At 34.5% G+C, this 19367-nt stretch carries 17 protein-coding genes, 1 rRNA gene and 1 other RNA gene; 13 read left to right on the top strand and 6 right to left on the bottom strand.

Going from position 1 to position 19367, the window contains the following annotated elements; translation table 11 throughout:
• Positions 1–37: 37 nt before the first annotated feature.
• Positions 38–152 (top strand): 5S ribosomal RNA (gene rrf, locus CFE53_RS05065).
• Positions 153–183: 31 nt separating this feature from the next.
• Positions 184–420: RNase P RNA component (gene rnpB / locus CFE53_RS05060), an RNA gene on the top strand.
• Between the two features lie 72 nt (positions 421–492).
• On the opposite strand, the gene CFE53_RS05055 is transcribed toward rnpB, so the two are convergent.
• The 3 genes from CFE53_RS05055 to CFE53_RS05045 form a co-directional block, all read right to left on the bottom strand.
• Positions 493–693: a ferredoxin family protein gene (locus tag CFE53_RS05055; protein ID WP_148120778.1), complete on the bottom strand. Its 201-nt coding sequence runs from the start codon at positions 691–693 to the stop codon at positions 493–495.
• 1392 nt (positions 694–2085) lie between these two features.
• Positions 2086–3069 carry an RNA-guided pseudouridylation complex pseudouridine synthase subunit Cbf5 gene (locus tag CFE53_RS05050; protein WP_148120777.1) on the bottom strand — a complete coding sequence of 328 codons (984 nt, stop codon included), beginning with the start codon at positions 3067–3069 and terminating at the stop codon, positions 2086–2088.
• Positions 3070–3603: 534 nt separating this feature from the next.
• Positions 3604–3786 (bottom strand): AtpZ/AtpI family protein, encoded by a 183-nt coding sequence (locus tag CFE53_RS05045; RefSeq protein ID WP_148120776.1) that lies wholly within the window; start codon positions 3784–3786, stop codon positions 3604–3606.
• 55 nt (positions 3787–3841) lie between these two features.
• Here CFE53_RS05045 and CFE53_RS05040 point away from each other — a divergent pair, with 55 nt between their 5' ends.
• The 3 genes from CFE53_RS05040 to CFE53_RS05030 all read left to right on the top strand — a co-directional run bounded on the left by CFE53_RS05040 (position 3842) and on the right by CFE53_RS05030 (position 7000).
• The gene (locus CFE53_RS05040) at positions 3842–4984 is read left to right on the top strand and encodes a GTPase (RefSeq protein WP_148120775.1); all 1143 of its coding nucleotides are present in this window, start codon (positions 3842–3844) and stop codon (positions 4982–4984) included.
• Positions 4985–5038: 54 nt separating this feature from the next.
• On the top strand, positions 5039–5863 hold the full coding sequence (locus CFE53_RS05035) for a DUF2400 family protein (RefSeq protein ID WP_148120774.1): 825 nt from the start codon (positions 5039–5041) through the stop codon (positions 5861–5863).
• 555 nt (positions 5864–6418) lie between these two features.
• Positions 6419–7000, top strand: coding sequence for an FmdE family protein (locus tag CFE53_RS05030; protein ID WP_148120773.1), 582 nt, complete (start codon positions 6419–6421; stop codon positions 6998–7000).
• On the opposite strand, the gene CFE53_RS05025 is transcribed toward CFE53_RS05030, so the two are convergent.
• A complete protein-coding gene (locus CFE53_RS05025) occupies positions 6997–7752 on the bottom strand; it encodes an N-glycosylase/DNA lyase (protein WP_148120772.1) in 756 nt (251 codons plus the stop codon). The genes CFE53_RS05030 and CFE53_RS05025 overlap by 4 nt on opposite strands.
• A gap of 318 nt (positions 7753–8070) precedes the next feature.
• Here CFE53_RS05025 and CFE53_RS05020 point away from each other — a divergent pair, with 318 nt between their 5' ends.
• Positions 8071–9726, top strand: a complete 1656-nt coding sequence (locus tag CFE53_RS05020; RefSeq protein ID WP_148120771.1) for an ATP-binding cassette domain-containing protein — start codon at positions 8071–8073, stop codon at positions 9724–9726.
• Positions 9727–10398: 672 nt separating this feature from the next.
• On the top strand, positions 10399–11541 hold the full coding sequence (locus tag CFE53_RS05015; protein ID WP_148120770.1) for a class I SAM-dependent rRNA methyltransferase: 1143 nt from the start codon (positions 10399–10401) through the stop codon (positions 11539–11541).
• A 286-nt stretch (positions 11542–11827) separates the two neighbouring features.
• On the opposite strand, the gene CFE53_RS05010 is transcribed toward CFE53_RS05015, so the two are convergent.
• Complete coding sequence (locus CFE53_RS05010; protein ID WP_148120769.1) at positions 11828–12172, bottom strand: DsrE/DsrF/TusD sulfur relay family protein; 345 nt, start codon at positions 12170–12172, stop codon at positions 11828–11830.
• Positions 12173–12182: 10 nt separating this feature from the next.
• A complete protein-coding gene (locus tag CFE53_RS05005) occupies positions 12183–12395 on the bottom strand; it encodes a sulfurtransferase TusA family protein (RefSeq protein WP_172456362.1) in 213 nt (70 codons plus the stop codon).
• A gap of 1089 nt (positions 12396–13484) precedes the next feature.
• Here CFE53_RS05005 and twy1 point away from each other — a divergent pair.
• From twy1 to CFE53_RS04975, 6 genes are all read left to right on the top strand, one after another.
• The gene (gene twy1, locus CFE53_RS05000) at positions 13485–14456 is read left to right on the top strand and encodes a 4-demethylwyosine synthase TYW1 (protein WP_148120767.1); all 972 of its coding nucleotides are present in this window, start codon (positions 13485–13487) and stop codon (positions 14454–14456) included.
• 222 nt (positions 14457–14678) lie between these two features.
• Complete coding sequence (locus tag CFE53_RS04995) at positions 14679–15854, top strand: radical SAM protein (protein ID WP_148120766.1); 1176 nt, start codon at positions 14679–14681, stop codon at positions 15852–15854.
• A gap of 4 nt (positions 15855–15858) precedes the next feature.
• Complete coding sequence (gene coaBC, locus CFE53_RS04990; protein ID WP_148120765.1) at positions 15859–17055, top strand: bifunctional phosphopantothenoylcysteine decarboxylase/phosphopantothenate--cysteine ligase CoaBC; 1197 nt, start codon at positions 15859–15861, stop codon at positions 17053–17055.
• Positions 17056–18129, top strand: a complete 1074-nt coding sequence (locus CFE53_RS04985) for an archaeosine biosynthesis radical SAM protein RaSEA (protein ID WP_148120764.1) — start codon at positions 17056–17058, stop codon at positions 18127–18129.
• Between the two features lie 315 nt (positions 18130–18444).
• Positions 18445–19101, top strand: a complete 657-nt coding sequence (pyrF, locus tag CFE53_RS04980; protein WP_148120763.1) for an orotidine-5'-phosphate decarboxylase — start codon at positions 18445–18447, stop codon at positions 19099–19101.
• A gap of 4 nt (positions 19102–19105) precedes the next feature.
• The gene (locus CFE53_RS04975) at positions 19106–19366 is read left to right on the top strand and encodes a hypothetical protein (RefSeq protein WP_148120762.1); all 261 of its coding nucleotides are present in this window, start codon (positions 19106–19108) and stop codon (positions 19364–19366) included.
• Position 19367 lies beyond the last annotated feature (1 nt).

Below are 19367 nucleotides of genomic sequence, written 5' to 3'. Positions count from 1 at the left end.
TAAAGGTACGGGGGCTTATGGGGCGTTTTTTACCTGGCATGACGGCCATAGCGGAGGGGCTACATCCGATCCCGTCCCGATCTCGGAAATTAAGCCCTCCAGCGATGCCCCAAGTACTGCCTTTGGGTGGGAACGGGGCGACGCCGTCAGCCACTCTTTTTTAACAATTTTCAACAAACCATGGCAAGGGGGCTGGCGACTCTCCGTAAGGAGGAAGCTCCGCCCACCCATAAAGTGCATCATGCCCCGAGAGGGGCTGAATGGCCTACAGAAACGACACGGTCTTGGAACGATGACGATGATAGCAAATTGAGGAGCTCCAAGGGGCCGGTGAAACGAGGCCATTCTGCACGGGTGCAAGCGTTCAGCGCTTAGCCGAATGTCGCCGAAATTACAGAAGGCGGGCTATAGCCCCCATGCCATGGAAAATTTTATTTTTTAATAATATATTGATACATCTAAATATGTCGATTATTTGTATTAAAAAAATATTTAATCCAAGAGAGAAATAGCCTGATCTGGACACTGTAATACACAAAGCTGGCACTTGGTACAATTCTCAGGATATTTAGGTATAGGTGGATAAATACCTTTTTTATTTAATTTTTCAGATTTTACAAACACATCTCTTGGACATATGAATATACAAATATCGCATCCTTTACAGTAGTTCTCATTTATTTCAATTTTCACATTATCACCTAAAGATTTTATCAGTTATAAAAGGGAGCATATACGGATAAAAAGTAAGACCTTGTTGTCGATCTTTGAAATTTATTGATTAGTTTTTACTAATTTTACCTATATATATTATTTCTTAAATTTTTTATTTGTAATAATTACTTTTAATTATGATACAGAGACTTATTTGACTTAACGTATAAAATTTAAAAATTTAAAATAATAAAAGTCATTGAAAAAATTATTATAAAAATATAAGAATTAATACGTTAGATAGATTACTAGCAACAGTCTCTGTTAGAAGGATCCGCCCCTTTTTCCAATATTCAAGAACATTTCAAAAAGCATATATCTCTTATCTAGTTTTAACAATTCTTTTTATACTATTTTATTATAAGTAAGATAAATTATAATAAACCCTACTTCCCATCAAAAGGATAGTTTAAAGAATAAGAAGAATTATAAAAATAATAAAAAACTCCTCTAAGAATAAAGGATTAGCAGAAAATTTTAAAACTGTCTCTCCCGTTCTAAGATACTCAAGAGATGAAAACGAGATTTCACATTAATTAATGCTATGATTTACTATTTTTTTAATATTATTATTCTTATTATTTATTGAGATCTTGATGGTAGTTGTTTTTAATGCAAACTCTTTTTTGTTTATAACTATAATAAACCCTAATTCCCATCAAAAAAATTCTGATAAGAATAATAATTATAATAAAAGTATAAAAAGAAGGGTATTAAAATCAAAATAAGAGATAGATAATCTTTTCCTGGAATACTCTAAGATACTATAGAAGTGGAGTAGATCCTTCCTAACAGTCTGCTATTGTTAATGCCCCAGTTCCCATCAAAGTGATAATTTAAAGAATAATAAAAATAATTATAAAAATAATAAAGAAAAGGTTTAAAAAAAATAAAAAACTTCTATCATCCTAGATACAAAAAATTTTAAAAATAATATTGAAGGAGAATGATCCTCTGAATACCTTCTAATACAAGGATTCAGAATAGGATTTTCTATCTTACCTAAGTGTTCAGAAAGAACTTAGGATATCTAATATTTTTATAATTGATTATTTTTATTATTCTTTTAATCACACTTGGTGGGAACTAAGGTATTATAATTATTATTTTTTATCAGAATTTTTTATGGGAGTTAAAGTTATACAGAATAATTTTTTAATATTTTAATAATAATTTTTATTTACCTTTTCGTGGAATTATAGTAAAAATTTTATCTAAAAAAATAAAAACTCCTGAAAAGAAAAGATAACAGAAAATCATCCTTATTTTCTAACTTCTTAGTATAGGTCAAAAGATAGCAGAGAAATTTATTTTATCCCTTTTCTGCCTTTATTTCTAATTTATTCATTTCACTGTTTATTATAATTTATTTTATCTTTTTCCCTTCCACATCCTTGGATAAACGCCCCTCTCCATTAACACCCTCTGAGTATCCGCTATAGGGCTGGTATATTTCTTCCCCTCTTTTTTAATTTTCAATATATCCTTAGTACTTAGTAGTGACTTTCCTATCGCTACAGCCTCTCCTTTTAAGGTCTCCACCACCACAGTCTCCCCAGGCCCAATGCCTTTACTGATCTTGGAGATACCACTTAAATAGACATCTGCACCATGACATACAGCATCCACTGCACTGTCCTTTACTACCACCTTCTTTAGATGTTGGAGTCCATACTCTAAGGGTTTAACTATCCTCCTAAGTTCCTCCTCATCTCTATCCTCCCGCCAGAATACATAGGCATCCTTTAGATCCTGGAGATATACTGCCTCATCCTCTGTAAATGGACCACTTCTTATTCTACGAAGTTCCTGCATATGGGCGGAAGTACCTAGGGCCTCTCCAATGTTCCTTGCAAGGGTTCTAATATAGGTTCCAGATTGACACCTTACCTTAAATAGAATATCCCTCCCATCTATCTCCAATATATCCATCTTGTATATTTTCCTTATCCTTGGGCTCCTCTTTACAGCAGACTTTAAAGGGGGCCTTTGAATTATCCTTCCAGTGAATTCCTTAAATACCCTATAGATATCTTCCTCTTTAGCATCTCTGTGGAGATGCATGAGACATATATACTCCTTTGGAAGAGCGTGCCAGAGTTGAATACATTTCGTAGTATTCTCCAACGCCACAGGAAGTACACCAGTTACCTTGGGATCAAGTGTCCCCCCATGTCCAGCAAGATTTAAATTTAGTATCTTCTTTACCCAGAGGGCTACCTCATGGGATGTAGGTCCAGAAGGTTTGTCGATAACTACAAGACCATTTTTTAAAAGTTCCTCGATAGGTCTCTTATAGGGATTATGCCCATACTTATAGTTAGTCTCCGCCTCCTCTAAGGTTATTAGATCCAAACTTATCACCGTTAAGGTATTTCCACTAAAAAAGAATAATAATTATTATACAAATAATAAAAATTAAAAATACTGAAAATTTAATATTAATACACCTTTGAGATATAAAGTTTATAAAAATTCTCTAGATCTTTCCTAAGTATCTAAAACATTAGGGAGATTATTTATTTTTTAATAATTTTTATATTTTAATAACCCTAATTCCCATCAAAAAAATTCTGATAAGAATAATAATTATAATAAAAGTATAAAAGGAAGTATTAAAATCAAAATAAGAGATAAATAATATCTCTCCTAGGATGCTATAAGACACTATGGAGAAGTGGAGCAGATCCTTCTTAGCAGGTTGCTATTATTAATTTTGTTAAAAGTATTATATTTTAATAATATTTTAATATTTTTTCAGTTTTTATTATTTTTATTATTTAAATCATTACTTTGATGGGAATTAAGGTATTATTAATATTATAATTATTATTTTTATAAAGGGAGTATTATCTTAATGGCTAGGTTAAAAAACAATAGTGCGAGTCATTAAATATATTTCCTCCTTATCAACCTAAATACATTTAAAAATGCTAGAAATACTCCTAACAGAAACCCTACCACTACAAAAATACCGTTGTCGTACCTCTGATATAGAATATATCCAACAGTTATTCCTACCACTATATAGAGAACAAAGTCATAGGCGAGTTGAAGATCTTCAAGTCTCATAGAAAACCCCAGTACAATATATATACAATAGGATGTTTTTAAACTTTGGGATACTATGAGGGGCAAGAGGATAAAGAAGGTTCCCACTAAAAAGATAGTAGATAAGATTCTAGAGGACTGTGATGTCGTACTCTTTGTATTAGATGCTAGGAATCCAGAGGGCACTAGGAATAGAAAACTAGAAAAAAAGATTAGAGAAAAGGATAAAAAAATCATATACGTTCTTAATAAGGCAGATTTAGTACCTATAGAGATCCTAAGGGAATATAAAGAGAAAATGAAAAATGAAAATCCTGAAAGTACTGTAGTATTTGTAAGTGCAAAGCATAGAAAAGGTACCAAGATACTGAGAGACGCTATTAAAAAATACCTACACTCTGAGAGTATCCAAGAGGGCAAGGTAGGAATAGTAGGATATCCCAATGTAGGCAAATCCTCACTTATAAACAGTTTAACTGGTAGAAGAAGTGCTACCAGTGGTCTTGTTGCAGGGCTTACTAAGGGGGAACAGTGGGTAAAACTGACAAAAAACATTAAACTACTAGACACTCCAGGTATTATAGAGCCAAAAGAGGAGGACGAATTGGTAATGTTAGGTGCTCTTAGATACGAGAAGATAAGGGATCCAGTAGCCCCTGCAGTGAAGATACTTAGGGGCATCCATGCCATTAACAGGGATGCCATTAAGAGACTTTACAGGGTAGATGTTGAAGATGCTCCAATAGAGGAGGATACTTTGAGGGAAATAGGAAGGAAGTTGAACTATTTAGAAAAGGGTGGAGAGGTTGATATCACAAGAACCGCAAGAACTATAATAAAAGATTATTTAGAAGGGAGGCTAAACTATTACAACGTGGAGTTAAAGGGGTACGGCCAGGAGAGAGAAGATAACATCGACTTTATAGTTAAACATCTCCATGACTTTCCCTTTGTTGAAGATGCCTATGGTATAGTTACTCATCTGGAGGGTGTAGATGAGTTGAGAAGATTAAAGGTTAAGAAACCTGTACTTGGATCCAAGGAAGTAGGGGACGCTGTAGTGGTTGTATCCTTTGGAGAAAAGACTTATGACAGTGGTAGAAAGAAGGTAGAGGAGTACGCTAAGAGGAACAACATCGATCTATACTCTGTTTCTAAAGGTAAATGTGGCAGGAACAGGATAGTTGTAGGGGTGGGGGAGAGAAGAGTGAATAAATAGAGTTAAAATAATAAATATTAATAAAAAATTATTAAAAACTGAAAGGAGATTTACATGGATAGGGAACTATTAGAGTTGTTAAAGAAGTTTATTGAGATACACTCCAATATACCAGACCTACAGTTTAATCCAGATATACATCCAAAACTTCCAATAAATCCCTACTCAAAGGACCACAGGGAGAAAAGAAGGACTGCACACTACCTCTTACTTGTTGCATCCATCGATGAGGGGAATATCGTTGGGAGAGCAGATAATGCAAGGAAACTCATTGTAAGGTTTTATCAATATTTCAAAGAGAACCTGTTTAAAATAACTGATAGGTATATTTTTGAGGATATCTTGGATTACATTACTGCCGATCTATCTCTTGGTAGGCTTAAAAGGATGATTCCAGAGATCCTCGCAAGTGTCAACAGGTTTGTGATGGGAAGAGCAAAGGGCGACTTGATTAGTTATAGTAGGATGTTTCAAAAGCCTTACAACTTTGTTGAAGAGATTGGGAGGAATATCCTACGTATGGGTAAAAGTAATAACTCTGTAAGGAAGAAATCCTGGATGTATATGCGTTGGATGGTGAGGGAGCATCCAGATCTTAGGATATTTGATCACTTTTCACCTAGAGATCTCTTTGTACCTTTAGATAGAAACGTTGCAAGGGTTGCAGTATCTCTGGGAGTGCTTAAATCAACTGACAATCTCAATTGGGAGGATGTAGTTAAAGTAACGGAGTTCGCAAGGACACTTTATCCTGAAGATCCTGTAAAGGTTGACTACCCATTTTTCCTCTTAGGGAGGGAGATCAGAGAGTTGAAATTACCACTTAACACTGAAAACCTCAAGTTGCTCTTGAAGAAAAAATTATACTGTAGTTTTTAAGGATCAGAGTAAAGAGATGGTTATTTGCTTTTTTTCAATAGTCTTTTAGTACTTTGATATAAGGGTTTTTTATTGTAGGTCCTATCATAGACTGTTGTAGAAGTGGTACTGCTATGGAGGAAAGTTGACAGAGTTTTACCTCTATTTTCGTAGTTATATTTTTTTTACAAAAATCCTTATTAAAATTTATATTAAATAAGATTCTTTATAATTTTAATAATTTTTTTATAGTTAGTTTTATTATTTTAGATTATTATTTTAAATAGGAGGATAGGACTGATTATAGAAATAATAAAAACTAAAATAGAAAGATCCTAAGATATAACCGTTAACACCTAAAAAGTTAAAATCTGCCGTTATCTAATTGAACACTTTGAACACTGGTCTGTTATTTTTTATAGTATTCAACTTTAGTATTTCAGCAGTTTTTAAGATTTTTTATTTTTATAATAATTATTATTATTTTTTATCAGATTTTTATGATGGGAACTATCTAGTATAAATTATAATGAGTACCATAAGAATATATTATTCAAAAAATTGTTAGGTGATAAAATGGAAGAAGATTTAAACAAATTAATAGAATTTCACGGACATTACTGTCCTGGATTGATAATAGGTTATAAAGTGGCGAAATACGTTCTCAAAAATTTTAAAAGATCCCAAGATGAAGAGTTGGTGGCTATCGTATATAATAACTCATGTAGTGTAGATGCGATACAGTTTATACTTGGCTGTACCTTTGGAAAGGGAAATCTGATATTCAAAGATTATGGGAAGCATGTTTATATATTCTATTCAAGGGAGAATAAAAAAGGAATTAGAATATCTCTAAAAGAGGAAATTAGTAAGGAAATGAACACAGTTCGAAACTCTATGCTAAATACCACAGGAGAGGGCATAGATATAGACGCTGTAAAGAAATGGAAGGAGGAGTACTCTGATAAATTATTAAATCTACCTGAAGAAGAACTCTTCAATGTAAGGGACGTAGATATTCCAGAACCTAAGAGATCTAAAATATACCCATCTATTCAATGTGAGGAATGTGGGGAGTACTTTATGGAGATTAGGGGGAGGATAATAGATGGGAAAATAGTCTGTATGGAATGTTTTGAAAGATTATTGGAGAACTAAACTAACTCTATCAACTTTTTTACCTTTTGACACACATCTTCATTTAGGGATTTCAGAGGTTTCTTTACCCTTTCCCAATCTCCTAAGGCTGGCCACAGTAGGGAATCTATATGGAGGGGAGGAACTCCACTCTCTATGGCAACTTCATTCCAAAATTTTAATACATCTCCTTTTGTAAATTTTGCAGTGTATTTTTCTATTCTACTATCTTTTGGAATCTCAACAGTGTAGGGATAAGGGATAAATCTGTTAAATACCATCCTACCTCCATAACCGAAGATCTTAACGGCGAACACTACAGTCTTAGAGGAACCTTTGGTATTCAACACCTTGGCAAGGGAGTTTCTGAGAAGTTCCATGTTGTTATAGTAGTTTTTAAACCTCTCCAGGGAGAGAGTACTTAATAGATACTTCAACTTATACAGTCTCTTTATCTTGCCCTCTAAAAATCTCCTATTACCTTTCGAGTTGGAGAGAAATCTTATATACTCTTCTAGTGTATCTCCCGATATATCCTCCCAGGGATACTCTGAAAACTCCTTCCACCACCTCTCTCCAGTGGTAGAGAGTTGATAGGATACTAAGGCATTGAGTATTATCAACTTTAAAAACAACTCGTCGTTATCCAACCTCTCTTTAAGATTTTTCAGATATATATACTGTAGATCTATTTTTTCCTCGATGAGCCTCGCAGACTCTATTCCTAGAGATTTTATAATACATTTTAACTTATTTACCCTATCGTCCTCCATAACAATCACAGTTATAATAATAATCTGTCAGAAAAATTCGCTCCTTACTATAATATGAGATCTTTATTTATATTAGTCTCAAAGTTTATTCTTAGATATAAAATCCTATTAAAAAAATAGAATTAACGTAAGATTATAATAATTATTAAATTTAAAATAATTAAAAAAATGAGAGTTATTATTCCGCCATTCTCAGTACTTACTATGACCGAAGAGAGAGCAAATAAGTGGTTTTTTACTTTAACTATACATTATCTCTACTTCGAGTATTCTCTTATTTCTATTATTAAATTAACCTAACTATTTTCAGGTGATACTATGACAGCGGTAGTGGTCAAAAACCTCACTAAGAGATACGGTAATAAGGTAGCCCTAGATAACGTCTCTTTTCATGTTAAAGAGGGAGAGATATTAGGAGTAGTAGGAAAATCTGGGGCAGGAAAGTCTACACTGATCAGGATACTTAGAGGGGTAGATAGGGACTATGAGGGATACATCGAGATACTTGGTAGAAGGGACGATTTCAGAGAAGTTACAGCCATACACCTTCAGAGGAACTTTGCACTTTGGGCCGAGCCTGCAATCAACAACATTATAAGGAAGTTATACGCTGTAAGGAACAACTGTGATGAGTCTCTGCCTATGGAGGAGGAGTGGGAAGAGTACGAAAAAAAGGCTTTAGAGATATTGAGATTAGTTGGACTGGAACATAAAAAAGATGTATTTGCCAACGTGTTAAGTGGGGGGGAAAAACAACGTTTAATACTGGGAAGGCAGATAGCGAAGATATACGAGAGAGGAGAGGGAGTACTTCTTTTAGATGAACCTGCAACTATGGCCTGTCCAGCGTCAAAGCAGATACTCTTAGATATCCTAAAAAATATAAATAAAGAGTTGAATGTTCCCATAATTATTACATCCCATCTCCCAGAGATCCACAACTACCTCTGCCACAGGTGTATTCTACTGGAGGAGGGTAGGGTTGTATTGGAGGGAAAACCTAAGGAGGTTATAGAGAAGTTCTTACAGGAGATGTCTCCTCCCTACATTAGGAAATCTAAACCTAAGGATAGAGCAATAATAGAGGTAAAGAACGTATCTAAGAGGTACTTCGTAGTGCGAGGAGGAGAAACGTTGAATATGAGAGACGTCTCCTTCCATGTAAAGGAAGGGGAGATACTCTCCATCATAGGACCAAGTGGTGCTGGAAAATCTGTACTCTTAAGACTCCTTGCAGGACTGGAGTTCCCAGATAGGGGAAAGATCATAGTTGACGGTATAGATCTAAGTGAGTATGGATGGGAGAGAATAGAACTACGGAGAAGAATAGGAATACTACACCAAGAGTTTTCCCTCCCTCACTACATAACAGTAGGAGATATGTTGAAATATAGGGCTGGAGTAAAGGGGGAGAGGGCTATAGCCACTGCTAAGTTAAAATCTGAGGAGTTAGGTATATCTCCAAAGGTTGTAGATGGGATTTACCAGTTGATAGATCTCCCTGAGGAGGAGATGAAGAGTAAACTTGAGAGGTTGGGACTAACCTACGATATTGTAAATATCCTATTCCCCGCCCTTGTAGATGAAGACTTCAATCCTATGGAGATCCTTAAAACGCTAAACTTAGGGGAGGAGGTACTGAATAAAACACCTCTAGAGTTAAGTGGTGGAGAGAGAGTGAGGGTGGCCCTAGCCCTACAACTGATAACAAAACCTAAGATACTCCTCCTAGACGAGCCCTTTGGAGATCTAGATCCTATCACCTTGAGAGACGTCGCAAATTATCTGAAAAAGATAAACGACAAATACGGCACCACTATAGTACTGATCAGCCATCATATACCTCTAATAAAGGAAATAAGCGATAGAGTGATACTTATAGACAGGGGGAAAGTGGTGATGGAAGGAGACCCAGAGGTTGTCTGTGATAGGTTTATAGAGATAAGTAATTCAAGGTTTTTGGGAGGAAGATAAAAAAAAATGTAGTGAGGGTATAAAATAAAATGAGAGTTAAAAACTTGTCTATATTATTTTTTCTTGGAACTTTTTAAGATCTTAAATTTTTTATTCTTTAGATTACCTAGGTTCCTATTAAAGTGATAATAAAAAAATTTAAAATCTAATGATAAAATAATAATAAAAAACAATTAGAATAATAAATAGTAAAAAATTAATAAACAAAAGAAAAAAGAGGTAAAAACTCTTAAAAAGGAGGGTTAGCAAAGATCCTATTCTGTTTTCTAGTCTCAGAGATAAATCAGAGGATATAATAGATTTTATTTTTTTACTAAATTGGTCTTTTATTAGAGATATTTTTGGTTATAATTATTATTTTTTATTATTAATTTTTAAAATTTATCATAAGATCTCTTGTTGTTATTTAGTATTAAAAATAATTTTGTTCAGTATTGAATGAAAATAATGTCGATACTATTAAAATAGGATCATTTCTTCTCCCAATGTTTAAAAGGAAGTAAAAAGTATATTATTGTTATTATCATTATTTAATTTTTATTTAGGCTTTTAATAGAAAGTAGATTAATAATTATTATTTTAATTTTTAATTATTATTAAACCTAAAAATAGAATACGGTGAAATTTACCTCTTAATAAAAAGGTAAAACCACGTTTATAGGTGATAACATTATAAAACTCCAGATAGATAAAAGGGCCTACGAATCTATACAGAACTTTTCAAGGATAATATACCTCAAAGGGATACTGAACAGGGAGGATCTACCTGAAAGGGATGAAATAGTGGATCTCTACTACAGAGATAGATTTGTAGGTAGGGCCATCTATAACAGGGAAAGTCCCACTATAAAGATACTAACACTAAAGAAAGAGGAAATAGATAGGGATTTTTTCTATAAAAGAATAAAAAAGGCTATTGAATACAGGGAAAAGATCCTCGGTTTTAAAAATACCTACAGAATGATATACGCAGAGGGAGATTACCTACCATGTATAGTACTTGACAGGTACAACAATATAGGTTCTATGCAGATCTCCTCTAAGATCATGGAAAATTATGCACCAATAATATACGAATGTGTGGAAGAACTTACAGGTATCACAACCCTATATGTCCAAGGTGCTAAAAAAGGAGATAGAATAAAACCGAGGATATTTGGAGATAGGAGTGATGTTGAAACTATTATAGAGGAAGGTAGGGGAAGGTTCAAGGTAAATGTAAAGGGTCATAAAACAGGTTTCTTTTTAGATCAGAGGGACAACAGGATAGATATAGAAAAATATATCAAAGAGGGGGATAGGGTATTAGACGTATGTTGTTATACAGGTGGCTTCGCTGTACACTGTGGAGTAATGGGTGCCGAGGTGTGGGGAATAGACATATCAAAGAAGGCATTAGAAGTTGCAGAGGAGAATATGAAGTTGAATAATATCAAAAACTACCATTTCATATGTGGGAATGCCTTTGATATAATGAGGGAGTTGATAGAAGATGGAGAGTCCTTTGACGTTGTAATACTAGATCCGCCATCTTTCACAAAAACCTCCAAGGATGTTAAAAATGCCCTGAGGGCCTACAATACTCTTAACTACCTTGGTCTGAAACTTAGCAGAAGGATGTTAGTTACATGTTCCTGTTCTCACCATATAGACAGGGAAACCTTTAAAAGTACTGTAGTGTCATCCTCTTTAAGGGCTAAGAGGGAAATTAAACAGATCGGAGGTTATAGAACCCAATCTCCAGATCATGTAATTACCATGGCCAATAAAAATTTAGAGTATTTAAAGTGTCTATTTTTTGCTGTAGAATGTTAAAAAATATTGAGAACAATAACCATCTTTACAGTTTCTAGGGATTAAGATATACATAATATAAAAAAAGAATGTAAAGCCTGGCATTGCTCTCTTCCGACTACCTAAACATTTGAGGGTAGTAAGAATTTACTAACTCTTCTTTTAAAAGGTATTAAAGATATATTTATTTCTCTCCTTTATATTAATTTTTATTATTTTATTTTTTGATTATAGTTTAAGGTTTTCCTATTGACTAAAAATTAATTATAAAAAATTAATAAAATAAAAAAATTAAAACTAAAAAACATTAGAATGTGACAACTTTATCACTCTCTTTCACAAAGTCCACCAAGTCATGCATTGTACCTAATATTACTCCATCTATAAGATCTTCCTCACTTAAACCTCTCGCTCTACAGCAGGGACCACAGGCCTTTACAACCGCTCCAGATTCTATACAGTTTTTTAAGTACTCCATATAGTTTGGAAACTCAGAGGGATTTTGAGATTTCTTCGCTAGGTAGACACCGTCCTCTATAAGGAATATATTTACATCTATACCTTCTAACAGGGATGTAAGGGCAAATCGAAGGGCTGAATAGGCTCTCTCATGGCCATAGGGAGCTGTGGTGATTACCACTGTAAATTTCAATATATCACCCTTACTTCTCTATCACAACTTTAAAGATATTCTCATATTCCTCGATAGATACTACTTTATATCCATGGTTTTCAGCAAATCTTTTAATATTCTCCAGGGCAGGTTTATAGTCTCCTATTACAGTTAGTCTCTCGCCATTTGCTAAATCTTCTAATGCTTTCTTTGTTTTCAATACAGGCATTGGACATATGAGGCCACGGACATCTAACTCCATAATTTTTCCTCCCGATCTCTTGAGATAAAGAATCTCTTAGAGGGATTGTTATATAAATATTTCTATTAGGTATCTTAATATCTAATTAGGGTATTAAATTTAGTTTTGGACAAAAATATCTATATAATATTATTTTCTCTCTCTTTTTTCTTCGATGTCCTGGGTACCATTGGGAAAAGAGAATAATTTCAATAAGTTGATAGAAGTTCTATTTATAATATTTTTTAAAGTTTATAAAAGGGTCAGCCATTCTCTAAAGAGAGAGAATTGACAGTATTCTGTATATCTTTGCCTAGTGTTCAATGTAGATCAGGAAAAACAACAGTAAAAAAAAACAAGTAGTATCAATCTTATATCCTAATAATTTAAAAATTATTATTACTACTATAATAATAAAAAATAGAAAAAATATAATAAAAAGGGACAAAAAAATAATGAAACTAGGATAATATTAATAATATTATGAAAATTTACTGTATTGGGTCCAAACTGTTTTTTAGGTCTTGGAGGAACATTTAAAAAATTTTTATTAATCTGTTTTTTTAAAATTTCAATAACCTTCTTTTTTAATTTTTTTAATTTTACCGGCGGTTTTTAATAAATGATATAGGTTTATTATATAATTTCCATTTTTATAGTTCACATTTACACTAACTCTTATCTCCCAAGACCTTAAGTATAGTGAGTATATTTAGTTTAAAAGATTTTCATAATCCTATCTTAGATTTAATATGGTTATAATAAAAATGATCAAAACTTTTTAATAAATAACAACCATTAAAAGTTTCAATAAAAAATAAAATATTATAACATAATAATATTAAAAGTATTAAAGGTTTAACAAAGAATAAAAATGGTAAAAGAGTAAAAATCTAATAAATCTAATTATTATCCCTCTGGACTATCATAAGCACTAGAAAAGCAGGGGGTTTCGACTAATTTACCTTCTAAGGGTTTTTTACCTCTCTTTTTTTTATTTATTAATTTTTACTCTAATTTTTTAATGTAATTATTACATATCTATTTAGTTCAAAAATTACGGTCTCGACTATCATTTCATATTAGGCAAGATATCATCCTGGTGATATTATGACTACCTACAACAATCCATACATCCCTGAGGAGATATATAAAATTCTAAGGAAACAACGTTATCAGATAAAAGATCACAGTGCCGTTAAACTATGTGGCTGGGTCAAAAAATCACTCTTAGAAAATAAGAACTGTTATAAGTCAAAATTCTACGGTATAGAAACCCATAGATGTATACAATGTACTCCCTCTGTGATCTGGTGCCAGCAAAGTTGTATATTCTGTTGGAGAGTTTTGCCCTCAGATATAGGTACTTCTCAACTATCACATCACAATGTAAAGTGGAAGGAACCTAAGGAGGTTTTAGAGGACATCCTCAAGATGCACAGGAAGGTTGTAATGGGGTATAAAGGTATCTTAGATAGAATAGGTAAAGAGAGGTTTAAAGAGTTGTTAGATCCAAAACATGTTGCCATATCCCTCTCTGGAGAACCTACCCTATATCCCTACTTGGATGAACTTATAGATCTGTTCCACAGGAGAGGTTTCTCTACCTTTGTAGTATCTAACGGCATCCTTACCGAGGTTATCCAGGAGATAAAACCTACACAACTGTACATCTCCGTGGACGCCTACGACTTGGAGAGTTATAAGAGGATATGTAGGGGGAGGGAGGAGTACTGGCAGAGTATATTGGATACCTTGGATACATTGAGATCCAAGGAGAGGACCTGTATAAGGACTACACTTATAAGGGATTACAACACCAACATTGAGAAGTTTATACCTCTCTACGAAAGGGCAGATGTACACTTCATAGAGTTGAAGTCCTACATGAATGTAGGATACTCTCGGAGGAGGTTAACCTTGGACCATATGTTGAAGCATGAGGAGATATTAGAACTTGGTAGGAGGGTTGAGGAACTCTCCCACTATAAGGTGGCAGATGATTCTTACGATAGTAGAGTTGTTTTACTTGTGAATGAGGATAGGAAGGTTGAGAGGTTTATAGGTGGTGAAAATAAATAATTTGAGAATAATAATGTCTATTTCATTGAAGGATTTTAATAAAATAATAATTATTATCATAATTAAAAAACATAAATATGTAAGGAAGACCAGAAAGTTCTAAACATCAGGGAGAATAAGATAGAATCCTATTAATTTATTTTTAGACAATTTTTAATTATTTTTTTTATATTTTTTTATTTATTTTAATATATGGATAGATAATAAAGAAGAAGGGATAACATGGACATCGAAGAGTTAGAAAACACCTTATTAAAAAACATAAACAACCTTCCCTTAGGATGCCAACAGTGTATCAAAGGTGAAAAGTTAGTTCTATTTATTACAGGTGTATGCGATGAAAACTGCTACTACTGTCCAATATCTGAGAAGAGGAAGGGAAAGGATGTTATCTACGCCAACGAGAGAAAAATCACATCCATCGAGGAGTGTATAGAGGAGTGTATGCTATGTGAAAGTAGAGGGGCAGGTATTACTGGGGGCAATCCTCTTCTAAGGTTAGATAGAACCTGTGAGTATATAAAGGCACTTAAAAGTAGATTTGGCAAATCCTTCCATATACACCTATATACTACACCTACCTATATAGATGAGGATAAACTTAGGGCACTTAAGGAAACTGGATTAGATGAGATAAGGATACATCCTACAAAGTACTTCAATGAATACTACGGAGAGGGGAAAGAAGAAAAAAGAAGGGAGTATTTAAAATATTTAGTAAATACCCTAAAACTCTGTATGAAGTATATAAAAGATGTAGTTGTAGAGATCCCTTCTATTCCAAACTACGAGAGGGAGATCATCCAACTTGGAGAGACTATAGAGAGAGCAGGAGTTAGATTCCTGAATATTAATCAGTTGGAGTACTCCGAGACTAACTATCAAGCCCTTAAGAGTATGGGATTTGTAGAGAAAAACGACTACTCCTCTGAAGTACTTGGAAGTGAGGAGACTGCAAAAAAGGTAGTTGAGTACTTCAGAAGTAAGGGATCTAACTTAATGGTACATTACTGTCCCTCTGTATTGAAGGATGGGATACAGATGAAGAACAGATTACTGAAGAGGGCGAAAAATATTGCAAAGGATTACGAGGTAATTACAGAGGAGGGGCTTCTAATTAGGGGGGTGGTTTCATTTAGAAACCTCAGGGATGTTAAGGATCTACTGGAGATACTTGAGTACAACGAGGAGCCCTACGAGATAGACTTGGATAGAAAAAATATCTATTTAAATCCTTACGTGTTGGAGGAGATAGTAGAGATACTGGAGGAGAGGAGATACAGGTTTAAGTTCAGTGCCTATATCTCCGAGAGGTATCCTACAGTTGATGGTTTAGAGGTTGAGAGGATACCTTTAGTTGTAGAGAGGAGGAGTTTAAAGGATATAAGGAGGACGTGATACTATGGATCCCACAGAGAGCCTTAGATGTTCAAAATCTAAGATATTGGAGGGGAAGAGGATAGTTGTTGGAGTAACCTCCTCCATAGGTGCCATAGAGACACCTAAGTTGATAAGGGAGTTTATAAGGCATGGTGCAGAGGTTTATACAGTTGCCACCGAGGAGTCTAAGGGGATAGTGGGGGAGTATGCGTTGGAGTTCGCCTCTGGGAGGAAGGTATGCTATAACATTACTGGCCTTGTGGAGCATGTAACCCTCTACAACCTCTGTGACGCCATGATAATATATCCCACTACTGCAAACACCTTAAGTAAGATATCCCTGGGTATTGGAGACAACATAGTGAATACAACTGCAATGATGTTTATGGAGAACAAACCTCTCTTTATAGTTCCAGGGATGCATAGGAATATGCTCCAGAATGTAAGGGAGCATATAGAGAGGTTGAAGAGAAAGAGGTTGGTTTATATAATACCTCCAAGGATGGAGGAGGGGAAGGCTAAGGTGCCACCTGTGAAGGACGTTGTATTGAAAGTTATGGAGGTATTGAGAGGGGGGTACAGGGGAGGAGAGGGAGGTAAGAGGGTTTTAATACTCTCTGGAGGCACCGCCGAGTTCATAGATAAGGTTAGGGTTATTACCAACCTATCCTCTGGAAAAACTGGGTACTACCTTGCAGAAACCGCCTGTAGGAAGGGGCACCATGTAGAGGTGATATACGCCCTTGGGATGGAACCTCCCTACTATGTTAAATCCTATAAGGTAATAACCTCGAGGGAGATGTTGAATAAAGCCTTAGAGGTGGGAAGGGACGCCGATGTTATTATCTCCTGTGCAGCTATATCTGATTTCGTTCCAGAGGTATCCTTTAATGGGAAGATTAGATCAGATAGGGATATTACCATTAAATTGAAGAGGAATGTAAAGGTGATAAAAGAACTTAGAAAGGCGTTCCCTGAAAAAACCATCGTTGGATTTAAGGCTGAGTACGGTGTAAGTAGGGAGGAACTTGTTGAGATAGGTAAGGAGAAGTTAAAAGAGTACGACTTGGATTATATAGTGGTGAATGATCTTGCAAGGCATTACTTCGGCGACGACTACAACGAGGTAATACTTATAGATAGAGAAGGCACATTGAAGGAGTTCAAAGGTAGGAAATCTGAGATTATGGAAAGGATTATTAAGGAAGTGGTGAAATAGATGATAGAGTTTTTAAAGGATTTGAGAAGGGGATACCTTAAAAAGAGAAGGGAGAGGGATCCAAATCTACCTGTAAGTACCTGGATAGGGGATGATATCCTATCTAACGGGGAGGTTGGAAGGAGTATAACGGTAATACTGAATACACCTGGGTGTAGATGGGCCTATGAGTACGGTGGCTGTACCATGTGTGGTTATCTTATGGATGGTTCTCCTGGGGAGGTGTCTCCTGAAAATATAATAAATCAGTTCAACTACGCCATAGAGAGGTACTATAAGGAGATAGAAGATAATCCTAAAAATATCTGTATAAAGATATTCACATCAGGTAGTTTTTTAGATGATAGAGAGGTGCCAAGGGAGGCGAGGAGGTATATACTAAGTAAGATAGGAGAGTTGGATATTAGGGAGGTTGTAATAGAATCCAGGCCAGAGTATATAAGGGAGGATACCTTAGGGGAGGCCAAGGAGTGCTTAGGTAGTGTAAATATGGAGATCGGTGTAGGGGTTGAGACTTTCAACGAGGAGATTAGGAGGTACTCTATAAATAAGGGGATATCTAACAGGGATATCTTAGATACCTTGGAGTTAGCCAGGGAGTACTCCATAGGTTTAAAGGCGTATCTTTTGATAAAACCTCTCTTTATAACTGAGAGGGATGCAATAGAGGATGGAATATACTCAGGTAATAGATGCTTAGAGTTAGGGTTTAGTAGAATATCCTACTGTCCAGCAACTGTCCATAGGGGCACTTTGATGGAGATCCTCTGGAAGAAGGGACAGTACAGGCCTCCCTTTTTGTGGGGTGTCTTAAAGATAATATACGAGGTTAAGAGGAAAAACCCAGATGACATAGTGATCTGTGATACCTCGGGGATACCTTCCAGGAGGGGAGCCCATAATCTGTTAAAGTGTAAATGTAATGAGGAGATTAAAAAAGTACTTGAGAACTTTACATTAACCCAGGATATCTCAGATATTAAAAGAGTTTTGGAGATGGACTGCTGTAAAGATCACTGGGAGAGGTTTTTAGAGTTTGAGGAGAGAAATATAGTACCTTTGGGGGATATGTAATATAAAATACTAGTTCTTATTAAAGTAGTAATTAAAAGAATAATAAAAATAATAATTATTATAAAAATAATAAAATTAAGATTTTAAAAAATAAAAGGATAAACAGGAGTTTTTTTTCTTTTTTATTTTTTTTCAAATTATAATTTTAATTTTATACATCAAATTTTTTATGATAATTAAAATAAAAATATTAATTAATTTAATAAGACTAGAAATCATTTATTTTTTATCAGTATATCAACAACCATTATTACGAATAATATTATTATAATGAAAAAACTAATACATTTTTATTAAATAAAACATGGTGAAGAGATGGTAAAGTTGATGATAGCATTAGATGTAACAGATGAAAATAAAGCCTTAAAGATCTCCAAAGAAGTTTCCCAATACGTTGACGCCATCAAGATAGGTTATCCCTTAGTACTATCCTCCCATTTAAGTATAGTAGATAAAATAAAAAAGATTACAAAAAAAGAAGTTATATGTGATTTTAAGTTGGCAGATATACCATCTACAAATGAGAAGATAGCATCTTTAACCTTTAAATATGGAGATGGAATTATATGCCACGGGTTCCTTGGAGAGGACAGTGTAAGGGCGGTGCAGGAGGTAGCCAGAAGATACAGTGAATACAAGAAGGTTATAATGGTTACAGAGATGTCTCATAAGGGAGCAGTTCAGTTTATACAGCCAGTTGCAGATGAGTTGGCGAGGATGGCTAAGAGGTTAAAGGTAGATGGTGTAGTGGCACCTTCTACAAGGCCCGAGAGGTTGAAAACTATCAAAGACATTGTAGGAGACATACCTATAATATCTCCAGGGATAGGTGCCCAGGGAGGAGACCTAAATAAGGTACTGGACATTTTAGGTGAGGAAGACTATATAATTGTAGGGAGAGACATATACGAGAGTGAAAACCCAGGTGAAAGGGCACAGTACTACCACCAAATATTGAAAGAATCAAGGTGATAAAATGGAAAAAAAGATAATCAGTGTAAACAACAGTGTTATTTTGAAGTCTATGAAGGATGTCTTTGAGAGTGAAATTGTAGAGTTGGAGAAGGAGTTGAAAGAACTTTACGACAAATATAATATAAAAAATAGTAGAGAGATGGAACTGATAACCTGTAAAAACGAAGAGATGGAGAAGGATTTTACTAGGATGCTGGAGATAGAGGAGAATTTGGAGAACTTGAGAAAATGTTTAAGGGATCTCAATCTCAAGACACTTTAAA

Origin of the sequence: Methanofervidicoccus sp. A16 (genome assembly GCF_003351865.1) — an archaeon.
Taxonomy (GTDB): Archaea; AGJL01; Methanococci; order Methanococcales; family Methanococcaceae; genus Methanofervidicoccus.
Note: the sequence above shows the minus strand (reverse complement) of the source record. Positions and strands in the feature narration are given on the sequence as shown.

Excerpts from the sequence above, each read along its gene's own strand:
- CFE53_RS05030 (WP_148120773.1), top strand. The coding sequence starts at position 6,419 with ATGGAAGAAGATTTAAACAAATTAATAGAATTTCACGGACATTACTGT.
- CFE53_RS05035 (WP_148120774.1), top strand. The coding sequence starts at position 5,039 with ATGGATAGGGAACTATTAGAGTTGTTAAAGAAGTTTATTGAGATACAC.
- coaBC (WP_148120765.1), top strand. The coding sequence starts at position 15,859 with ATGGATCCCACAGAGAGCCTTAGATGTTCAAAATCTAAGATATTGGAG.
- CFE53_RS05025 (WP_148120772.1), bottom strand. The coding sequence starts at position 7,752 with ATGGAGGACGATAGGGTAAATAAGTTAAAATGTATTATAAAATCTCTA.
- CFE53_RS05005 (WP_172456362.1), bottom strand. The coding sequence starts at position 12,395 with ATGGAGTTAGATGTCCGTGGCCTCATATGTCCAATGCCTGTATTGAAA.
- CFE53_RS04975 (WP_148120762.1), top strand. The coding sequence starts at position 19,106 with ATGGAAAAAAAGATAATCAGTGTAAACAACAGTGTTATTTTGAAGTCT.
- CFE53_RS04995 (WP_148120766.1), top strand. The coding sequence starts at position 14,679 with ATGGACATCGAAGAGTTAGAAAACACCTTATTAAAAAACATAAACAAC.
- CFE53_RS05020 (WP_148120771.1), top strand. The coding sequence starts at position 8,071 with ATGACAGCGGTAGTGGTCAAAAACCTCACTAAGAGATACGGTAATAAG.
- CFE53_RS05045 (WP_148120776.1), bottom strand. The coding sequence starts at position 3,786 with ATGAGACTTGAAGATCTTCAACTCGCCTATGACTTTGTTCTCTATATA.
- CFE53_RS04985 (WP_148120764.1), top strand. The coding sequence starts at position 17,056 with ATGATAGAGTTTTTAAAGGATTTGAGAAGGGGATACCTTAAAAAGAGA.
- CFE53_RS05040 (WP_148120775.1), top strand. The coding sequence starts at position 3,842 with ATGAGGGGCAAGAGGATAAAGAAGGTTCCCACTAAAAAGATAGTAGAT.
- pyrF (WP_148120763.1), top strand. The coding sequence starts at position 18,445 with ATGGTAAAGTTGATGATAGCATTAGATGTAACAGATGAAAATAAAGCC.
- twy1 (WP_148120767.1), top strand. The coding sequence starts at position 13,485 with ATGACTACCTACAACAATCCATACATCCCTGAGGAGATATATAAAATT.